Here is a 16,114-nt window from a genome sequence, read left to right on the forward strand (position 1 = left end):
TGTCCTCACCTGTCCAGAATTGCCGTCAGGGCGCGGCGCAGATCCGCTACCGGATTGCCGCCTGTCGCGTCCGCGCGCCAGCCGACATGCTGGTCCGGGCGCACAAGCAGGATGCCGCTGTCGCGCACTTCGCGGGCGCGCGCCCAGTCGCCGGAAAAATCCTGCCAGGGCTGGCGCGGGCCGATCAGATGGCCAGCAATATCGATGCCGAGTTCCTTGCCGACCGCCTTGGCCGCATCGAGCCAGCCTTGCCCGCCGATGCCGGTCAGCACGGTGAATTTGCCGTGGCCGGTCAGGTCGAGCGTCGAGACCTTGTCGCCGCGTTCCGAATGCACCCAGACATGCGGCAGACGAGCGCCCGGCCAGGAGGTCGGCTGATAGTGCAACTCGGCATCTTTGGTGAAGGCCGGTTCCTTCTGGCCATCACTGACGATGGCGTTCGACCTGTAGCGCTGGTTCATCTCGACGCCATGGGCGTCGAATTCGTAGACCTTGGAGGCGATGGTCTCGCGAATCTTGGTGCGCTGCGCCTCGGCCGCCGGCGTGTCGTCACAGCGCGCATCCATGTTCGACTGCATCTTCACCGGGTCGATGGAATCGAGCAGGCCAAGCGCCTTGAAGATCGGTCCGAATTCCTCGATCGACTTGTTGGCGCGGGTGACGATCTGCCTGGCGACCGGCGCGCGCTCCTGCGAGTAGCTGTCGAGCAGCTTTGAGCCGGCCTTGCCCTTGATGACATAGGCAAGCTTCCAGGCGAGGTTGAAGCCGTCCTGGATCGAGGTGTTGGAGCCGAGCCCATTTGACGGCGGGTGGCGATGGATGGCGTCGCCCATGCAGAACACGCGGCCCTTGGACGTCTGCGTGGCGTACATGTTGTTGACGGTCCAGGTCGAGACCGACTGGATGTCGATCTCAAGCTCGGGGTCACCGACGAGGTCGCGCGTGACCTTCCTGGCGAAGGCGTCGTCGACCTTGGGCGCGGGCTGGTTGATGTCGTAGCCCCAGACGATCAGCCATTCGTTCCACGGCCGGATCATGCGCACCAGACCCATGCCGATGCCACCGACATCAGCTCCCGGCTGCACCACCCAGTAGAGCACCGAGGGGCGGTGGGCGACGTATTTCGACAGGTCGGCCTTGAACAGGATGTTCATCGAGCCGCCGACGCCCATCTTGCCTTCGAAGGGCAGGCCGGCATGTTCGGCGACCAGCGAGTTGCCGCCATCGGCGCCGACCAGATACTTTGAACGGATGGTGATATCCTTGCCGGTCAACCGGTCGCGGCAGGTGGTGGTGACGCCGTCGGCGTCCTGGACATGCGAGAGGTATTCGGTCGACATGCGCGATTGCGTGCCGCGCGAACAAGCGGTCTTGAACAGCAGCGGCTCCATGAAGGTCTGCGGCAGGTCGTTCATGTGCGAGGGTGAGGACAAAAGATGCTCGGCGCGGGAAAGCGGATGCTTGCCCCAGCTGCGCATGCGGCCGATCTCCTCGCCGGCCAGCGAGGTGCAGAACACGTTCTCGCCCATCAGATCCTGTTCGGTGGCGTGCATATACGCTTCTGCCTCGACCTCCCAGCCGAGGTCGCGCAGCACTTCCATGGTGCGCTGGTTGGTGATGTGCGCGCGCGGCGTCGCGGCCAGCCAGCGATAGCGGTTGATGACCATGTTCTCGATGCCATAGGTCGAAAGCAGCGCTGCCGTCGCCGAGCCGGCAGGCCCGGTGCCGATGGTCAGCACGTCGGTGGTGATGTCAGCCATGCGGCCCTCCCTTTTTGCTTGGTTTAAACGGTCCACCGGTCAGCCGGCGACGGACCGGGAAAAGCTGGATGCCGGTGCGCTCGGCAAACAGGCCCCACAGGCCGCGCGGCGCAAACAGCATGATGAGGATGCCGATCAGCCCGAGGATCAGAAGATACCAGGAACCGTAATCGGCCAGCAGGTTCTGCAAGATGTAGAAGACGATGACGCCGACGATCGGACCTTCGATGGTGCCGATGCCACCGATGACGACGATGAAGATGACATAGGCAGTCCAGTCGACGACGGAGAAGGCGGCGTCCGGCGAGATGCGGGCCTTCTGCACATAGATCAGCGCACCGGCGAGGCCGGTGCCGAAAGCTGCTGCCAGATAGACCAGCGTCTTCATGCGGCGGGCGTCGACGCCGACCGAGCGCGCCGCTTCCTGGTTGTCGCGCACGGCCGCCAGACCCAGCCCCTGTTTCGAGCGCAGCAGCCGGTAGACAAGGCCGATGGTGGCGATGGCCAGCAATAGCGCCAACCAGTAGGTCAGGATGTCACCAGCGCCCGACGATTTGACACCGAACAGCTCGCCGACCAGCTTCAGTGCAGGCATGTCGCGGATCGCCTCGCGCGGCAGCGAGGTGCCGGTGCCGCCGCCCAGCATCTTCCATTGCGCCAGCGCCAGCCGCACCACTTCGGCGATGACCCAGCTGCCGATGGCGAAATAGGCGCCCTGCAGGCGAAACAGGAAGAAGGCGGTCGGGATGGCGAGCAGAGCGCTGGCGATGCCGGCAAGCAGGATCGCGACCAGCGGGTCGAGCCCGGCGAGGATGACGAGGGCGAACATGGCATACGCGCCGAAGCCGACAAAGGCCTGCTGGCCGACCGAGACCAACCCGGCATAGCCGGCGAGCAGGTTCCAGTTCTGCGCCAGCACCAGCATGGTGAGGATGAAGAACAGGTCCTGCAGCACGCTGCGCGAGACGAACAGTGGTGCGGCGAAGGCGAACACGATGACGAGCGCGGCGACGATGGCGAAGGTCGCAGATGCCCTGGTTCGCGTTTCGACTTTCCAGCGGCCGAGTGTGATGTCGGTCATGGCGCTCAATCCACCGCCCGCGGAAACAGCCCACGCGGCCTGACCAGAAGCACCACCAGGAAGGCCAGATGTCCGGCCAGGATCTGCCATTCCGGATTGATCGCGGCGCCAAAGGTCTGGGCGATGCCGATGACGATGCCGCCGAACAGCGTTCCCCACAGCGAGCCGAGGCCGCCGATGATGACCGCCTCGAAGGCGTAGATCAGCCGCGCCGGTCCGATGGTCGGGTCGAAATTGGCGCGCGTGCCGAGATAGAGTGCCGCGATCGTCACCACCACCATGGCGATGCCCGTGGCGGTGGCAAAAATCCGCTTCGGCTGGATGCCCATCAGCCCGGCTGTGACCGGATCGTCCGAGGTGGCGCGAAAGGCGCGGCCGAGCGATGTGCGGTAGAACAGCTGGTTGAGGCCGATGATCACCGCGACGGCCGAGGCCAGGGTCAGCAGCGGCATGACACCGACATTGATCGGCCCAAGCGCCACCGACGCGGTTTCCAGCCCACCGACCGAGATGCGCCGGCTGTCGGCTGAAAAGCCTTCAAGCAGACCATTCTGGATGACGATCGACAGGCCAAATGTGACCAGCAGCGGCGGCAATATGTCGGTGCCTAGCGTTCTGTTGAGAAGAAAGAATTGCAACGCCCAGCCGATGGCGAACATCAGCGGCATTGCCACCAGCGCCGCGATGAATGGGTTGAGGCCAAGGGCGGTAACCAGCGCCAGGATCAGGAAGGCGGCGAGCACGATGAGGTCGCCATGCGCCAGATTGACCAGCCGCATGATCCCGAAGACGAGGCTCAAGCCTGCCGCGAACAGCGCATAAAGACCGCCGAGCAGAATGCCCTGGATGATGGTGTCGAGCCACGCCATGTCAGGCCACCCCGAAATACGCGGCGTGGATCTTCTCGCGCGTCAGATCCGATGGCGCGCCAGAGAGCGTGACGCGGCCCTCCATCATGCAATAGACGCGATCACTGACCTTCAGCGCCTGCCCGATGTCCTGCTCGACCACGACGATCGAAGCGCCGGCCGCACGGATACGTGGAAAGGCGGCGTAGATATCCTTGATGACGACCGGCGCCAGCCCAAGACTGATCTCGTCGCACAGCAGCACGCGCGGATTGGACATCAGCGCCCGGCCGATCGCCACCATCTGCTGCTGGCCGCCGGACAGTGCCGTGCCCGGATTGGCGCGCCGCTCCTTCAGGATAGGGAACAGCTCATAGGCTCCAGTGTCCGGCAACGGCGCGGCCGTAGCGACCGATCAGCAGGTTCTCCTCGACACTGAGCGACGCGAACAGCTTTCGCCCTTCGGGCACCATGGCAATGCCGCGGGCGACGATGTCGGGAGCCGGCAAAGCGCCGATCTCTTCGCCATCGAACAGCACTGCTTCTGGCTTGTTGGCCAAAATGCCTGAGATCGAGCGCATCAGCGTCGTCTTGCCGGCGCCGTTGGCGCCGATGATGGCTATGGTCTCGCCCTGGCCCAGCGCGATGTCGACGCCGAACAACGCCTGGAAGTCGCCGTAGCGGGCGGTCAGGCCTTTTGTCTCGAGCAGCGCCATCAGACTTCGATCCCGAGATAGATCTCGCGAACCTCGCGCGACGCCATGACGGTGGCGGGCGCGCCCATGCCGATGACCTTGCCGAAATTGAGCACCAGCAGCCGCTCGACCACCGAGTTCAGCGCATGCAGCACGTGCTCGATCCAGATGATCGACATGCCGCCCTTGTGAATGGCGCGGATAGTGTCGACCAGCATGCCGCATTCGCCCTCGGTCAGTCCGCCGGCGATCTCGTCCAGCAGCAGCAGCCTGGGGTCGGTTGCCAGGGCGCGGGCAAGCTCCAGACGCTTGCGCTGCAGCAGGCTCAGGCCGCCGGCCGGGTGGTTGGCGCGGTCGATCAGCCCGGTCTCGACCAGGATTTCGGCGCAGCGGTCGCCGACCTCGGCTTCCGTCTTTCTTGCCCCGAAGGAGCCGGCGACCAGCAGGTTCTCGAAAACGGTCAATTTCTCGAACGGTTGCGGGATCTGGAACGAGCGTCCGACGCCGGCAAAGCAACGCTGCATCGGCGGCAGCCGTGTCACGTCCCGGCCATCGAAGATGATGGTGCCGGCATCGACGGCGATGTTACCGGTGACCAGGTTGAACAGCGTCGATTTGCCGGCGCCGTTCGGGCCGATGATGCCGAGCGCCTCGCCCTGCCGTAGTTCGAACGAAACCGCATCGGCGACCGTGAGGGCGCCGAAGCGTTTCGAAACGTTGGAGAGCGCGAGCATGGACATGGCTAGCCAATGGCTTCCATCTTGCCGCCGGTCGGAATTTCAGGTGCCGTCTTGTTGTCGGTGATGACGAGATCGTAGCCGCCAGCATCCTTCAGCCGCCACTGGCCACCGACCAGCGGTGTCTTGGCGATGTTCTTGGCGGCGAAAGGCGGCAGCTTGGCACCGTCCCAGGCGATCGGCCCGACCAGCGTGTCGAGCTTGGTCGCGGCGATTGCCGCCGCCACCTTGTCGCCGTCGCCGGCTTCGCCGGCCCGCTTCATGACATCCACGGCGATCTCGAACAGCGCGTGGACAAAGCCGATCGGCTGCGTCCATTGCCGGCCCGTGGCCTTGGTGAAACCTTCGGCGACCTGCGCCGAGCTTTCGCCGGTCAGCGACGATTTGAACGGGTGGTTCGGCGTCCACCAGACTTCCGACGACAGATTGTGGCCGGATTTGCCGAGCGCCTCGACGGATTGCGGGAACAGCAAGGCCTTGCCGATCGACGCCACCTTGGGTGTGAAACCCTGCTGCTTAGCCTGGTTCCAGAAGGTGGTGAAGTCGGGCGGGATCATCACGCCGGTGATGATCTCGCAGGATGCGCCCTTGAAGGCGTTGATCTGTGCCGAGAAATCATCAGTCAGGTTCTGGTAGCGGCCGGTGTCGGTCAGTCCGTAGCCGCCCTTGTCCAGCACCGGCGGGAAGCCGACCGTGCCGTCGCCCCAGGCATTGCCGTCGCCGTCATTGGGGAACAGGCCGCCGACCTTCTTGTTGGTCTCGACCTGCGCCCACATGTTGGTGAAGACGGCGATGACGTCCTCCAGCCCCCAGAAGAAATGGTAGGCGTAATTGAACGGCTTCCACGAGGCCGGGTCGCCGGGATTGCCTTGCTGGCCGATGAACCAGGGCTGCCAGGGCGCCACCGTCGACAGGCAGGGCACTTCTTCGGCCTCACACGTGGTGGCGACCGGGTTCGTGGTCTCCGGCGTCGAGGCGACAAGCATCAAATTGACCTTGTCGTTGACGATCAGCTCCTTGGCGACTTCCGCAGCCCGGTTGGGGTTGGACTGGCTGTCCTTGACCACGACCTCGTAGTTGAGGCCGGCGGCCTTGGTGGCTGTGAGGAAACCGTCGATGATGAACTTGTCGGCCTCGGCGAAAGCCGCCAGCGGACCGGACTGCGGGCTGACATAGCCGAGCTTGATCGGCGCATTCTGGGCGATCGCCGGCATGGGCAAGCCGCCGGCAAGCAGGCCGGTGGCCGCGGTGTTGCGGATGAATTCGCGTCTGGTAATCATTGGTGTTCCTCCCTCTGTTGCCGTCAGTCCTGTGGACGTCTTCCCTCCCACGCGTCCTGCAACAGGGCGCGGATTGCGGCGCGGTCGAAGGGCCGCGGATTCCAGTATGGATTTTGCGTGGCGATCTCGGCGGCGCGATCGAGATCGGCCAGCTTGAGGCCAAGTTCCCTCAGCGTCAGCGGCGCATTGGTGGATTTGGCAAAATCGTGGAGGCCGCGACCGGCGCTGCCACCAAATATGTCGGCAACCGGTTTGAGCAATTCGGGCACGGCGACGGCGTTGAAGCCGATCGTGTGCGGCAGCATCACCGCGTGGGTCTCGGCATGCGGCATGTCGAAGGAGCCGCCCAGCGTGTGGCAGATCTTATGGTGCAGCGCCATGCCGACGGTGCCGAGCACGGTGCCGCACAGCCAGGCGCCATAAAGCGCGTCGCCGCGTGCGGCGAGATTCCTGGGCGCCTCAATCAGGACGGGAAGCGCTTGGCTTAGGGCCCGGAGCCCCTCGGTAGCCATCAGCGTCGAGATCGGGTTGCGGTCCTGCGCGTAGAGCGCTTCCGCCGCATGCGCCATGGCGTTGAGGCCCGAGGTGACGCTCATCGTCACCGGCAGTCCGACGGTCAGTTCCGGATCGTAGATCACCACTTCCGGCAGGATTTTTGCATCACGCACGGTGGTCTTCACGCCGTTCTCGGTCTGGCCGAGGATCGGCGTCACTTCCGAGCCGGCATAGGTGGTCGGGATGACGATCTGCGGCAGGTCGGTGCGATAGGCGATCGCCTTGCCCAGTCCGGTGGTCGAGCCGCCGCCGAGCGCGACGACACAGTCGGCATTGACTTCATGCGCCTTGGCCAGTGCCGCCTCGGTGACCTCGACGGGCGTGTGCATGGCCGCACCGGAAAATGTGCCGGCCGCCAGAGTGCCGAGCGTTTTCGCCAGCGCGTCACCGTCGGCTGCCTGGTGTGGCGTCGACAGCACCAGCGCGCGTCTGCAGCCGAGCCTTTCGACCCAGGCGCCGACCTCGGACGAGGCGCCGTTGCCGAAGACGATATGCGCCGGGCTGCCGGAATAGGTGAATTGCCTCGTCATGCCGCCCGGCTCCCCTTGCGCGCCATCGCCATGACGAAATTGAAATCGAGCGACCAGCCGTCGCCGCCGCTCAAGTGCTTGAAGTCACCGACCAGCTCCGGCTTGACGCCGAACAGTGCGTCCTCGTCGAGGCGCGGGTCACCGCGATCGAATACTTGTGTGGTCAGCGTCTCGAAATTGTCGGCGCGGATGAGGAAATGCAGATGTGCCGGACGGTCGAGCGGATAGTTTAGCCGGCCAAGCATCTGCCCGACCGGGCCGTCACTGGGTACGCCGTAGCCGGCCGGCTTGACCGTACGGTAGTGGAAGCGCCCATCTCTGTCGGTGGTGAAGACGCCGCGAAGGTTGAATTCCGGCTGCAGGTCGGGCTGCTGGTTCTCGTAATAACCTTGTGTGTTCGCTTGCCAGGTTTCGACCGTCGCTCCCGCTATCGGCATGCCGTCGAGATCGGTGACCCACCCGGACACGGTGAGGGGTGTGCCGACGCCATCGAGCGAAATGTCGGCGCCGAGCGGCAGCCTTGGCGCGTCGTTGCGATAGAACGGGCCGCGCCCGGTGTTGGGCGTGGCGCCGGTCGGACGGCGGGAGTTGATGTCCTCGACCAGCGCGGTGACGCCGAGCAGGTCGGACAACAGAACCCATTCCTGCCTCTTGTCGTCGCTTGCATGGCCGATTTCGGTGAGGAAGGCGATCGCCTGGCGCCAGTCCGCCGCTGTCGGGCGGGTCTCCCGGATGATCTGGTGGAGATGGTCGACGACGGTCGCGAGGAAACGCGGCAAGGGCCCGGCCTTGGCCTTCAACAGGCGATGGGCGACCATCTCCGCGGAGTTGGTCTCGTTGAACGACGGTCTGCCGGTCTGTGACATGTTCCTCCCCGGTTTCATCTCACCGGGAACATTAGCGCAGGCCGGACACAAAGATGATGATTTCTGCCTGGTTTAATATACCATATTGATATGAAGCTCGACGAAAGGCATTTGATCCAGCTGGCGGCCGTGGTGCAGGCCGGCGGCGTCACCGAGGGTGCCGCGCTGGTAGGCCTGTCGCAGCCAGCCGTCTCGCGCACGCTGTCGATGCTGGAGAAACGGCTGGGCGAGCCGCTGTTCCTGAAGGGGCGCCGGCCGTTGCAGCCGACGCCGCTCGGCCGGGCACTGGCCGATCATGGCCAGGTCATGCTGGCGGCGTCGCGCAAGGCCTCGGATATCGTCGCCAATTTCAGCCAAGGGCGCTCCGGCGTGGTACGGGTCGGCGGCACGCCGTTCTTCATGGACGCGCTGATCTCCGGTATGATCGCCGATTTCCAGAATGCCTATCCGGATGTGCGCGTTGACCAGAGCTATGGCTACCTCTCCGACCTGCGCGCCGCCATCAACGCCGACCGCATCGACCTTGCCGTCTGTCCGATCGACATTCTCGAAGAGGGATCGGGCATGGAGTTCCGCGAGATCCTGCCGGGGCGCAATGTCGTCGCCTGCCGCGCCACGCATCCGTTGCTGCTGCGGCGCAAGCTCAGGACCAGCGACCTGCTCGACTATCCCTGGATCGCACCGCCGCCCGGCAGCCCGCTGCTGGACGATCTGCGCAGCCTGCTTCTGTCACTGGGTGCCACCGAGATAAAGATCCGCTATTCCGGCGGTTCGCTGACCAGCGCCGTCAACTACATGAAGCAAACCGACGCGCTAACCGTGCTGCCGCACAGCGTGGTCTTTGCCTTTCGCAAGGACAAGGCGATCACGGCGCTGCCGGTGGCGATCCCGCACCCCGAGCGGGCGCTCGGGCTGCTGCGGCTCGCCGATACGCCACGCGCACCGGCCGTCGACGCCTTTGCCAAGCACGTCCGCCTGGGTTTCGACAATCTCAAGCACCTGATCAAGCGCCACGAGCAAGCGGTGGTCTGGGGGGCGTAACCCCTACCGTATCCGCGCATCGATGATCTCGACGAAGCGCGCGAACAGGCCGGCCTGCGACTTGATCTTGAGCTTGCGGTAGATGTTGCGGCGGTGAACCTTCACGGTTCCCGGCACGATGCGCATGGCTCTGGCGATCGATTCCGTCGAATGACCCTGGAGCACCAGGTCGACGACATGCTTTTCGCGCGGCGTCAGCGACAGGCTCTGCCAGATATGGGCGCGATCGAACTCGTTGACCGGGGCGATCGTCTCGTCCGGCTTCGCCTCTGCCTGTTCGTCGGCCGGAAGGGCGGCCCAGCGCAGCCTGGCGAAGCCGATCACCGCCGGCGCCATGTCGCGCAGCAGCCTGGCATCGGCGGTTCCGAACGGACCCGAAGCGCGCAACCGCATCAGCGACAGCACCAGCGCGTCCTTTCCCGGCAACGGCACGAAGAAGCCGACCTCCTCGGCCAGTCTGGTCTGGCTGTAGTAAGAGCGGAAATACTCGCTGGCGTAGAAGCGGTCCGGCGCGAGTTCGCGCATGCGCCAGAAACCTTCCTTGCGTTCGACCGCCGCATGGTGGAACGGGTCGAGCAGATACGGGCCTTCCTGATAGAGGGCGACGAAGACATGGCTTTCAGCCGGCGAGAAGGTCTCGAACAGCAGCGGCGGGCGCGCGGCACCCCGGTAGCCGAAGATCACGCAGTGGTCGAAGCTGACGCGCTGCCTTAGCCAATCGACCATCGCCTTGCCGAACAGGTCGCCGCTCGTCTCGCGCGTCGCCGCGACAAGCGCGGCGAGCTGGCTGTATTCGTCGCTGCGGGACAATCCATACCCCCTTAAACGAGAAAATAGGTCAGATATACCACCTGCGAGGTATATACTAGCCGCCATTGGCTCTGGTAGCGTTCCGAAATTGCCCTGTCGCTGGAGCCAGCAGCCTTGACCGCAGTGCCCGACATCGAGTTTCGCGGCGTCACCAAGCGCTATGGCAGCGTGACCGCGGTGAGCGGCATCGATCTCGCCGTGCCGCCTTCCGCCTTTGTCGCTTTGCTGGGACCGTCCGGCTGCGGCAAGACGACCTGCCTGCGGATGATCGGCGGCTTCGAACAGCCGAGCGAAGGCCAGGTGTTCATTCGCGGCCAGGACATGGCCGGCACGCCGCCCTACCGGCGGCCGGTCAACATGGTGTTCCAGCAATACGCGCTGTTTCCGCATCTCGATGTCGAGGACAACGTCGCCTACGGGTTGCGCCAGGCACGGCCGCGGCTGTCGTCGCGCGAAATCACCTCACGGGCAGGCGAGGCGCTCGCCATGGTGCGGCTCGCCGGCTATGGCCGCCGCAAGATCCACGAATTGTCCGGCGGCCAGCAGCAGCGTGTCGCGCTGGCACGCGCGCTGGTCAACAAGCCGGCCGTGCTGTTGCTCGATGAGCCGCTGGCCGCACTGGACAAGAAGCTGCGCACCGACATGCAGATCGAGCTGCAAAACCTGCAGCGCGAGATCGGCATTACCTTCGTGCTGGTCACCCACGACCAGGAGGAAGCGCTGTCGATGAGCGATTTCGTCTGCGTCATGAATGGCGGCCGCATCGTCCAGCTCGGTCAGCCGAGCGAGATCTATGACGAGCCGGCCGACCTGTTCGTCGCCGATTTCGTCGGCAAGACCAATTTGCTGAGCGGTAAAGTCGCCGGGCATTCGGGCGAGCTGGTGGAGGTGGCGCTCGCCGACGGCAGCGTCATCGCGGCGCGCAAACGGACCGCCTTGCAACAGGGCGAGATCGTATCCGTCAGCCTGCGTCCGGAATCGCTCAGTCTCGGCGCTCCGGAAAGCGGCCGGTTCAAGGGCATCGTCCGCAACCGGATTTTTCTGGGCTCGACCGCGGAATACGCGATCGAGGTCCAGGGCATCGGAACGCTGCTGGCCAAGGCCGACCACCTGATCGGCCACGGCAATCTCTTCAAGCCGGGTGAACCCGTCGCCATCGGCTTTGCCGCCGGAACGCCGCTGGCGTTTCCGGACCCCAAGAACAACGGGACCAACCAGAGGGTAACCAAACATGTCGAAATCATATCGTGATGGACTGCCGACAAGCCCTGAGAATTTTGTCGACCAGCTGATGCGCCTCAAGCGCGGCTCGATTGGCCGCCGCGATTTCCTCGGCCTCACGGGCCTCGGTATCGCAACGGCTGTGATGGCGCGCGAGATCGGCATCATGCCGACGTCGGCCTTCGCCGCCGAGAGCCTTGGCGACCGCATGTCGATCGCCACCTGGCCGAACTATCATGATCCGGCGACGTTCGAGAATTTCAAGAAGGACACCGGCGTCGCCGTCGAGGTCAACGTGTTCGGTTCCAACGAGGAGATGCTGGCCAAGCTGCAGGCCGGCGCCTCGGGCTGGAGCCTGTTCGTGCCGACGAACTACACGATCTCGACCTACAAGAAGCTCGGCATCATCGAAGCACTCGATATGGCGAAGCTGCCGAATTTCGACGGCTCGCAGGAAGACCCGCGCTTCACCTCGGAAGGCACGATCGACGGGACGACCTACGCCGTGCCGAAGAACTGGGGCACCACCGGTATTGCCGTCAACACCAAGAAGCTGACCAAGCCGATGACGAGCTGGAAGGAGTTCTGGGATACCGCGATGGCGGAGGGCGATGGCCGCACCATGGTGCACGACTACCAGCTGACCACGATCGGCAATGCGCTGAAATATCACGGCTACTCGTTCAACTCGCTGAAGCCGGACGAGCTCGCCAAGGCGGAGGAATTGCTGCTCAAGGTCAAGCCGCATCTGTTCGCGGTCTCATCCGACTACCAGCCGGGAATGCGTGCCGGTGACGCCTGGATGACGATGTGCTGGACCAATGACGGCGCGCAGCTGCATCGCGACATTCCGGAGATCGCCTATGTGCTGGGCAAGGAAGGCGGCGAGATCTGGACCGATTTCTATGCCATTCCCAAGGACGCCCCGAACAAGCCCGCCGGCTACGCCCTGCTCAACTATCTGATGAACCCGCAGGTCGCGGTCAAGGAGCACCTGGCCAATGGTGCCCCCTCGACCGATGCGCGGGTCAACAAGCTGCTGCCGAAGGAGGTGCTCGACAATCCGATCCTCTATCCGGCGGCCGACCTGTTGACGCCGCTCGAATTCGGCGCGGCGGCAACGCTGACCGATCCTGGCCGAGCCGAACTGATGGCCCGTTTCAAGTCGGCCTGAGTGCCGGCCTGACGCAGACAACTGACCGGCGGGCGTGTGTCCGCCGGCACCGGGGCGGTTTCATGCACGGCAACAAATTTCGTCACAATCTGATGACCACCTTGCTGCTCGGTCCAGCGGCGGCGTGGCTGGTGGTGTTCCTGGTGCTGCCGTTCATCGCCATCGCCGTCTTCAGCGTCGGCGAGCGGGCACCGGAAGGCGGCTACCAGGCCGCCTTTACGCTCGCGCAATATGCCAATCTTCCGGCGCGGGCGACCGCCTTCTGGAACACGATGCTGCTGGCGCCGGTGGGGGCGCTGGCCTGTCTTCTCGTCGCCTATCCGGTCGCCTATTACCTTGCCCTGCAAGCGCCGCAGCGCTGGCGGCTGATCCTGCTGGCGCTCGTCGTCATTCCGTTCTGGACCAGCCTTCTGATGCGGACCTATGCCTGGATGTATGTGCTGGGCGGGCGCGGCATTCCGGCGCTGCTCGCCTATATCGGCTTCGAGGATATCAGGCTGATCAACACACCGGGCGCCGTCCTGCTCGGCATCGTCTATGGCTACCTGCCGCTGATGATCCTGCCGATCTATGTCAGCCTTGAGCGGCTCGACCGCCGGCTGCTGGAAGCCTCCGCCGATCTCGGCGCGACACCGGTTTCCACCTTCCTGGGGGTGACACTGAAACTGTCGCTGCCGGGGGTGATGACCGGCTTCTCGCTGGTGATGATCCTGCTGCTCGGCGAATATCTGATCCCGACGCTGCTTGGCGGCGGCAAGGTGTTCTTCATCGGCAATGCGCTGGTCGATCTGTTCCTGCAGTCGCGCAACTGGCCCTTCGGATCGGCCATCGCGATCACGCTGGTGCTGGTCTCGGTGGTGGTGCTGATTGCCGCCAACCGCATCTCGACCCGGGTTTCGGGCGCGCGCCGGGTGGATCTGATCTGATGCGCGCCTTCGTCATCGTCGTCTTCGCTTTCCTCTATCTGCCAATCGCGCTGGTGGTGCTGTTCTCCTTCAACGCGGGCCACCACGCGAGCGAGTTCACCGGTTTTTCGGTACAATGGTACGGCAAGGCGCTGGCGAACCCGTTCCTGGTCGAAGCGCTGAAGAACAGCCTGTTCATCGCCACCACCAGTGCCCTGCTGGCGGCGCTGTGCGGCACCGCGGCCGCCCTTGGCCTGGCGCGCGTCGGCGTACGGACCCGCGCCGTCTTCGATGCGCTTCTGGGTGCCGCGATCGTGGTTCCAGGCGTGGTCATCGGTATCTCGACGCTGGTCGCGCTCGTCCAGCTGTTCGCGGTCGTCAACCCGTTCCTCGCCTCGATCTGGCCTGATGACCAGCCGCCGCGGCTGTCGCTCGGTTATGGCTCGATCATCGCGGCGCATGGCCTGTTCTCGATGGCGCTGGTGACGATGATCGTCGGCACGCGTCTCGGCAGCCTCGACCGCAATCTGGTCGAGGCCTCAAGCGATCTCTACGCCACGCCGTTGACGACGTTCCGTAGCATCGTCCTGCCGCAGATCATGCCGGCGGTGGTTGCCGGATTCCTGCTCGCCTTCACGTTTTCCTTCGACGATTTCATCGTCGCGTTCTTCGTCGCCGGCGCGCAGACGACGCTGCCGATCTACGTCTTCGCGTCGATCCGGCGTGGTGTGACGCCGGAAATCAATGCCATCGCGACGATCGTGCTCGTCGCCTCCGTCGTGCTTGTGGTGCTTGCCCAATGGCAGCTGCGCCAACGCAAACCGCTGAACTGAAAGTCGCATCATGATCCTCAAAGACCGCATCGCCGTGGTGACGGGCGCCGGCTCCGGCATCGGGCGCGCCGGTGCCATGATCATGGGCGGGCAAGGCGCGATGGTCGTCATCGCCGACAGGGATCAGGCCGGCGGGGAGGCAACAGCTGCGGACATTCGTGCGGCGGGGGGCCGGGCCGAGGCAATCCCCACCGATGTCGCGGAAGATGCGGCAGTAGAGGAGCTCATTGCTGGTACGCTCGACAGGCATGGACGGATCGACATCCTGCACAATCACGCCGGCATCCAGGTCGGCGGCGCGCTGACCGAGGTCGAGGTCGGCGGCATGGACGCCTCGTGGCGGGTCAATGTGCGGGCCCAGTTCCTGGCAGCCAGGCTGGTGATGCCGTCGATGATCGCACAGGGCGGCGGCGTCATCCTCAACACGGCCTCCAATTCGGGCGTGTTCTACGACCGTGAAATGATCGCCTATGCCACCTCCAAACATGCCGTTGTGGCGATGACGCGGCAGATGTCGCTCGACTATGCAAGGCACAATGTCCGCGTCAACGCGCTCTGCCCGGGCTGGGTCGATACGCCGTTCAACGAGCCGTTCATCGCCCAGATGGGCGGGCGCCAGGCGATCGAAAACTACGTCCGCACCAAGATTCCGATGGGACGCTGGGCGAGCGCTGAAGAGATCGCCGAGGCGATCCTGTTCCTCGTCTCCGACCGCTCATCCTTCATGACCGGCCAGGCGCTGGTGATCGACGGCGGCGAAAGCATCGGCTGAGCCGATCTGTTTGTCGGCGCAATTCCGGACGGAAAATCGCTATACATTTTTCCTTGAATTGCACTCAGTCTCGGCCTTCAGCCAGTCGGCGAAGATCGTCATTGCCTGCGAGTTCTGGCGCCTGCGCCGCACTGAGAGCCAGTATCGGCCGACATCGACCGTGCAGTCGAAAGGCTGCATCAACTGGGCCGAGCGGAGCTCGCGGCTGAACATGGAAACCGGCAGCAGTGCCACGCCGGCGCCCTGGACAGCAGCGTTCGCCATGGTGACCGACGAGTCGAAGACGATGCCTTTGATCGGCGGGCAATGGCATCCCGCCGCCTCGAACCAGCGCAACCATTCGTCTTCCCGGTAGGAGCACAGCAGCGTTTCGCGCGCGAGGTCCGAGGGGTCGCGCAGACGCGCCGCGATGTCTGGCGTGCAGGCCGGCGAGAAGCCGCCCGGCAGCAGGGGCGTGTTCTCGGTGCCTTGCCAGGAGCCGTCGCCGAAGCGGATGGCGAAATCGAGACCGTCGGCGGCGAGATTGACCCGGTTGTTGTTGGTCGAAATGCGCAATTCGATGTCCGGATAGGCCTGGTGAAATGCCGGCAATCTGGGGATCAGCCAGCCCGAGGCGAAAGTGCCGACGACACCGACGGTGACGATGTCGTTGAAGCGGCCGCCCTCGAAGCGGTCGAGCGTGTCGCTGATCCTGTTGAAGGCATCGCTCAGCACGGGCAGCAGGGCTTCGCCTTCCTCGCTCAAGGCGAGGCCGTGCGGCAATCGGCGAAAGAGCCTGACGCCAAGGACCTCTTCAAGGCCCTTGATCTGATGGCTGACGGCGGCCTGGGTGACGCGCAGCTCGAGGCCGGCGCCGGTGAAGCTGAGATGCCTTGCGGAGGCCTCGAAGGCGCGCAAGCCATTCAGCGGGAGGTGCGATCGCTTCATCAATCCCCAGCCCTAGTTTTTCTTATGTCGGGGGCGATGTTTACTCGTTTGCGACGGCGTCGGATCCGGTCCAGTTCTG

The 16,114-nt window shown here is 64.5% G+C and carries 15 protein-coding genes and 1 pseudogene; 6 read left to right on the forward strand and 10 right to left on the reverse strand.

All coding sequences use genetic code 11. The features are described 5' to 3' along the window. Positions 1-5: 5 nt before the first annotated feature. From AC1RZR_RS06620 to AC1RZR_RS06660, 8 genes and pseudogenes are all read right to left on the reverse strand, one after another. On the reverse strand, positions 6-1,760 hold the full coding sequence (locus AC1RZR_RS06620) for an FAD-dependent oxidoreductase (protein ID WP_481828025.1): 1,755 nt from the start codon (positions 1,758-1,760) through the stop codon (positions 6-8). Continuing rightward, positions 1,753-2,841, reverse strand: coding sequence for a branched-chain amino acid ABC transporter permease (locus tag AC1RZR_RS06625; RefSeq protein ID WP_477268957.1), 1,089 nt, complete (start codon positions 2,839-2,841; stop codon positions 1,753-1,755). Before AC1RZR_RS06625 ends, AC1RZR_RS06620 begins: the two co-directional genes overlap by 8 nt. Positions 2,842-2,846: 5 nt before the next feature. Continuing rightward, on the reverse strand, positions 2,847-3,710 hold the full coding sequence (locus AC1RZR_RS06630) for a branched-chain amino acid ABC transporter permease (protein ID WP_477268958.1): 864 nt from the start codon (positions 3,708-3,710) through the stop codon (positions 2,847-2,849). A gap of 1 nt (position 3,711) precedes the next feature. Further along, positions 3,712-4,405 (reverse strand): annotated as a pseudogene (locus AC1RZR_RS37910) (ABC transporter ATP-binding protein). Next, positions 4,405-5,124: an ABC transporter ATP-binding protein gene (locus tag AC1RZR_RS06645; RefSeq protein WP_481828027.1), complete on the reverse strand. Its 720-nt coding sequence runs from the start codon at positions 5,122-5,124 to the stop codon at positions 4,405-4,407. The pseudogene AC1RZR_RS37910 and the gene AC1RZR_RS06645 overlap by 1 nt, the downstream one beginning before the upstream one ends. 2 nt (positions 5,125-5,126) lie before the next feature. Continuing rightward, positions 5,127-6,401 (reverse strand): ABC transporter substrate-binding protein, encoded by a 1,275-nt coding sequence (locus AC1RZR_RS06650; RefSeq protein WP_477268961.1) that lies wholly within the window; start codon positions 6,399-6,401, stop codon positions 5,127-5,129. A 23-nt stretch (positions 6,402-6,424) separates the two neighbouring features. After that, entirely contained in the window at positions 6,425-7,486 is a 1,062-nt protein-coding gene (locus AC1RZR_RS06655) for a maleylacetate reductase (RefSeq protein ID WP_481828028.1), read from the reverse strand. Next, positions 7,483-8,352, reverse strand: a complete 870-nt coding sequence (locus AC1RZR_RS06660; protein WP_481828029.1) for a dioxygenase family protein — start codon at positions 8,350-8,352, stop codon at positions 7,483-7,485. The genes AC1RZR_RS06655 and AC1RZR_RS06660 overlap by 4 nt, the downstream gene beginning before the upstream one ends. 90 nt (positions 8,353-8,442) lie before the next feature. On the opposite strand from AC1RZR_RS06660, the gene AC1RZR_RS06665 reads away from it, so the two are divergent. Beyond that, the gene (locus AC1RZR_RS06665; RefSeq protein WP_481828030.1) at positions 8,443-9,393 is read left to right on the forward strand and encodes a LysR family transcriptional regulator; all 951 of its coding nucleotides are present in this window, start codon (positions 8,443-8,445) and stop codon (positions 9,391-9,393) included. A 3-nt stretch (positions 9,394-9,396) separates the two neighbouring features. Here AC1RZR_RS06665 and AC1RZR_RS06670 read toward each other — a convergent pair whose 3' ends face one another. Beyond that, positions 9,397-10,203: a response regulator transcription factor gene (locus AC1RZR_RS06670; protein WP_481828031.1), complete on the reverse strand. Its 807-nt coding sequence runs from the start codon at positions 10,201-10,203 to the stop codon at positions 9,397-9,399. 114 nt (positions 10,204-10,317) lie between these two features. On the opposite strand from AC1RZR_RS06670, the gene AC1RZR_RS06675 reads away from it, so the two are divergent. The 5 genes from AC1RZR_RS06675 (at position 10,318) to AC1RZR_RS06695 (ending at position 15,108) form a co-directional block, all read left to right on the forward strand. After that, positions 10,318-11,454 (forward strand): ABC transporter ATP-binding protein, encoded by a 1,137-nt coding sequence (locus AC1RZR_RS06675; RefSeq protein ID WP_481828032.1) that lies wholly within the window; start codon positions 10,318-10,320, stop codon positions 11,452-11,454. Further along, positions 11,435-12,598, forward strand: a complete 1,164-nt coding sequence (locus tag AC1RZR_RS06680; protein ID WP_481828033.1) for an ABC transporter substrate-binding protein — start codon at positions 11,435-11,437, stop codon at positions 12,596-12,598. Before AC1RZR_RS06675 ends, AC1RZR_RS06680 begins: the two co-directional genes overlap by 20 nt. A gap of 62 nt (positions 12,599-12,660) precedes the next feature. Next, a complete protein-coding gene (locus AC1RZR_RS06685; RefSeq protein ID WP_481828034.1) occupies positions 12,661-13,524 on the forward strand; it encodes an ABC transporter permease in 864 nt (287 codons plus the stop codon). Next, positions 13,524-14,336: an ABC transporter permease gene (locus tag AC1RZR_RS06690; RefSeq protein WP_481828035.1), complete on the forward strand. Its 813-nt coding sequence runs from the start codon at positions 13,524-13,526 to the stop codon at positions 14,334-14,336. Before AC1RZR_RS06685 ends, AC1RZR_RS06690 begins: the two co-directional genes overlap by 1 nt. Positions 14,337-14,346: 10 nt before the next feature. Beyond that, a complete protein-coding gene (locus AC1RZR_RS06695) occupies positions 14,347-15,108 on the forward strand; it encodes an SDR family NAD(P)-dependent oxidoreductase (RefSeq protein ID WP_477268970.1) in 762 nt (253 codons plus the stop codon). 39 nt (positions 15,109-15,147) lie between these two features. Here AC1RZR_RS06695 and AC1RZR_RS06700 read toward each other — a convergent pair whose 3' ends face one another. Beyond that, positions 15,148-16,035, reverse strand: coding sequence for a LysR family transcriptional regulator (locus tag AC1RZR_RS06700; protein ID WP_481828036.1), 888 nt, complete (start codon positions 16,033-16,035; stop codon positions 15,148-15,150). Positions 16,036-16,114: the final 79 nt, after the last annotated feature.

Source organism: Mesorhizobium bavaricum, from assembly GCF_056781655.1.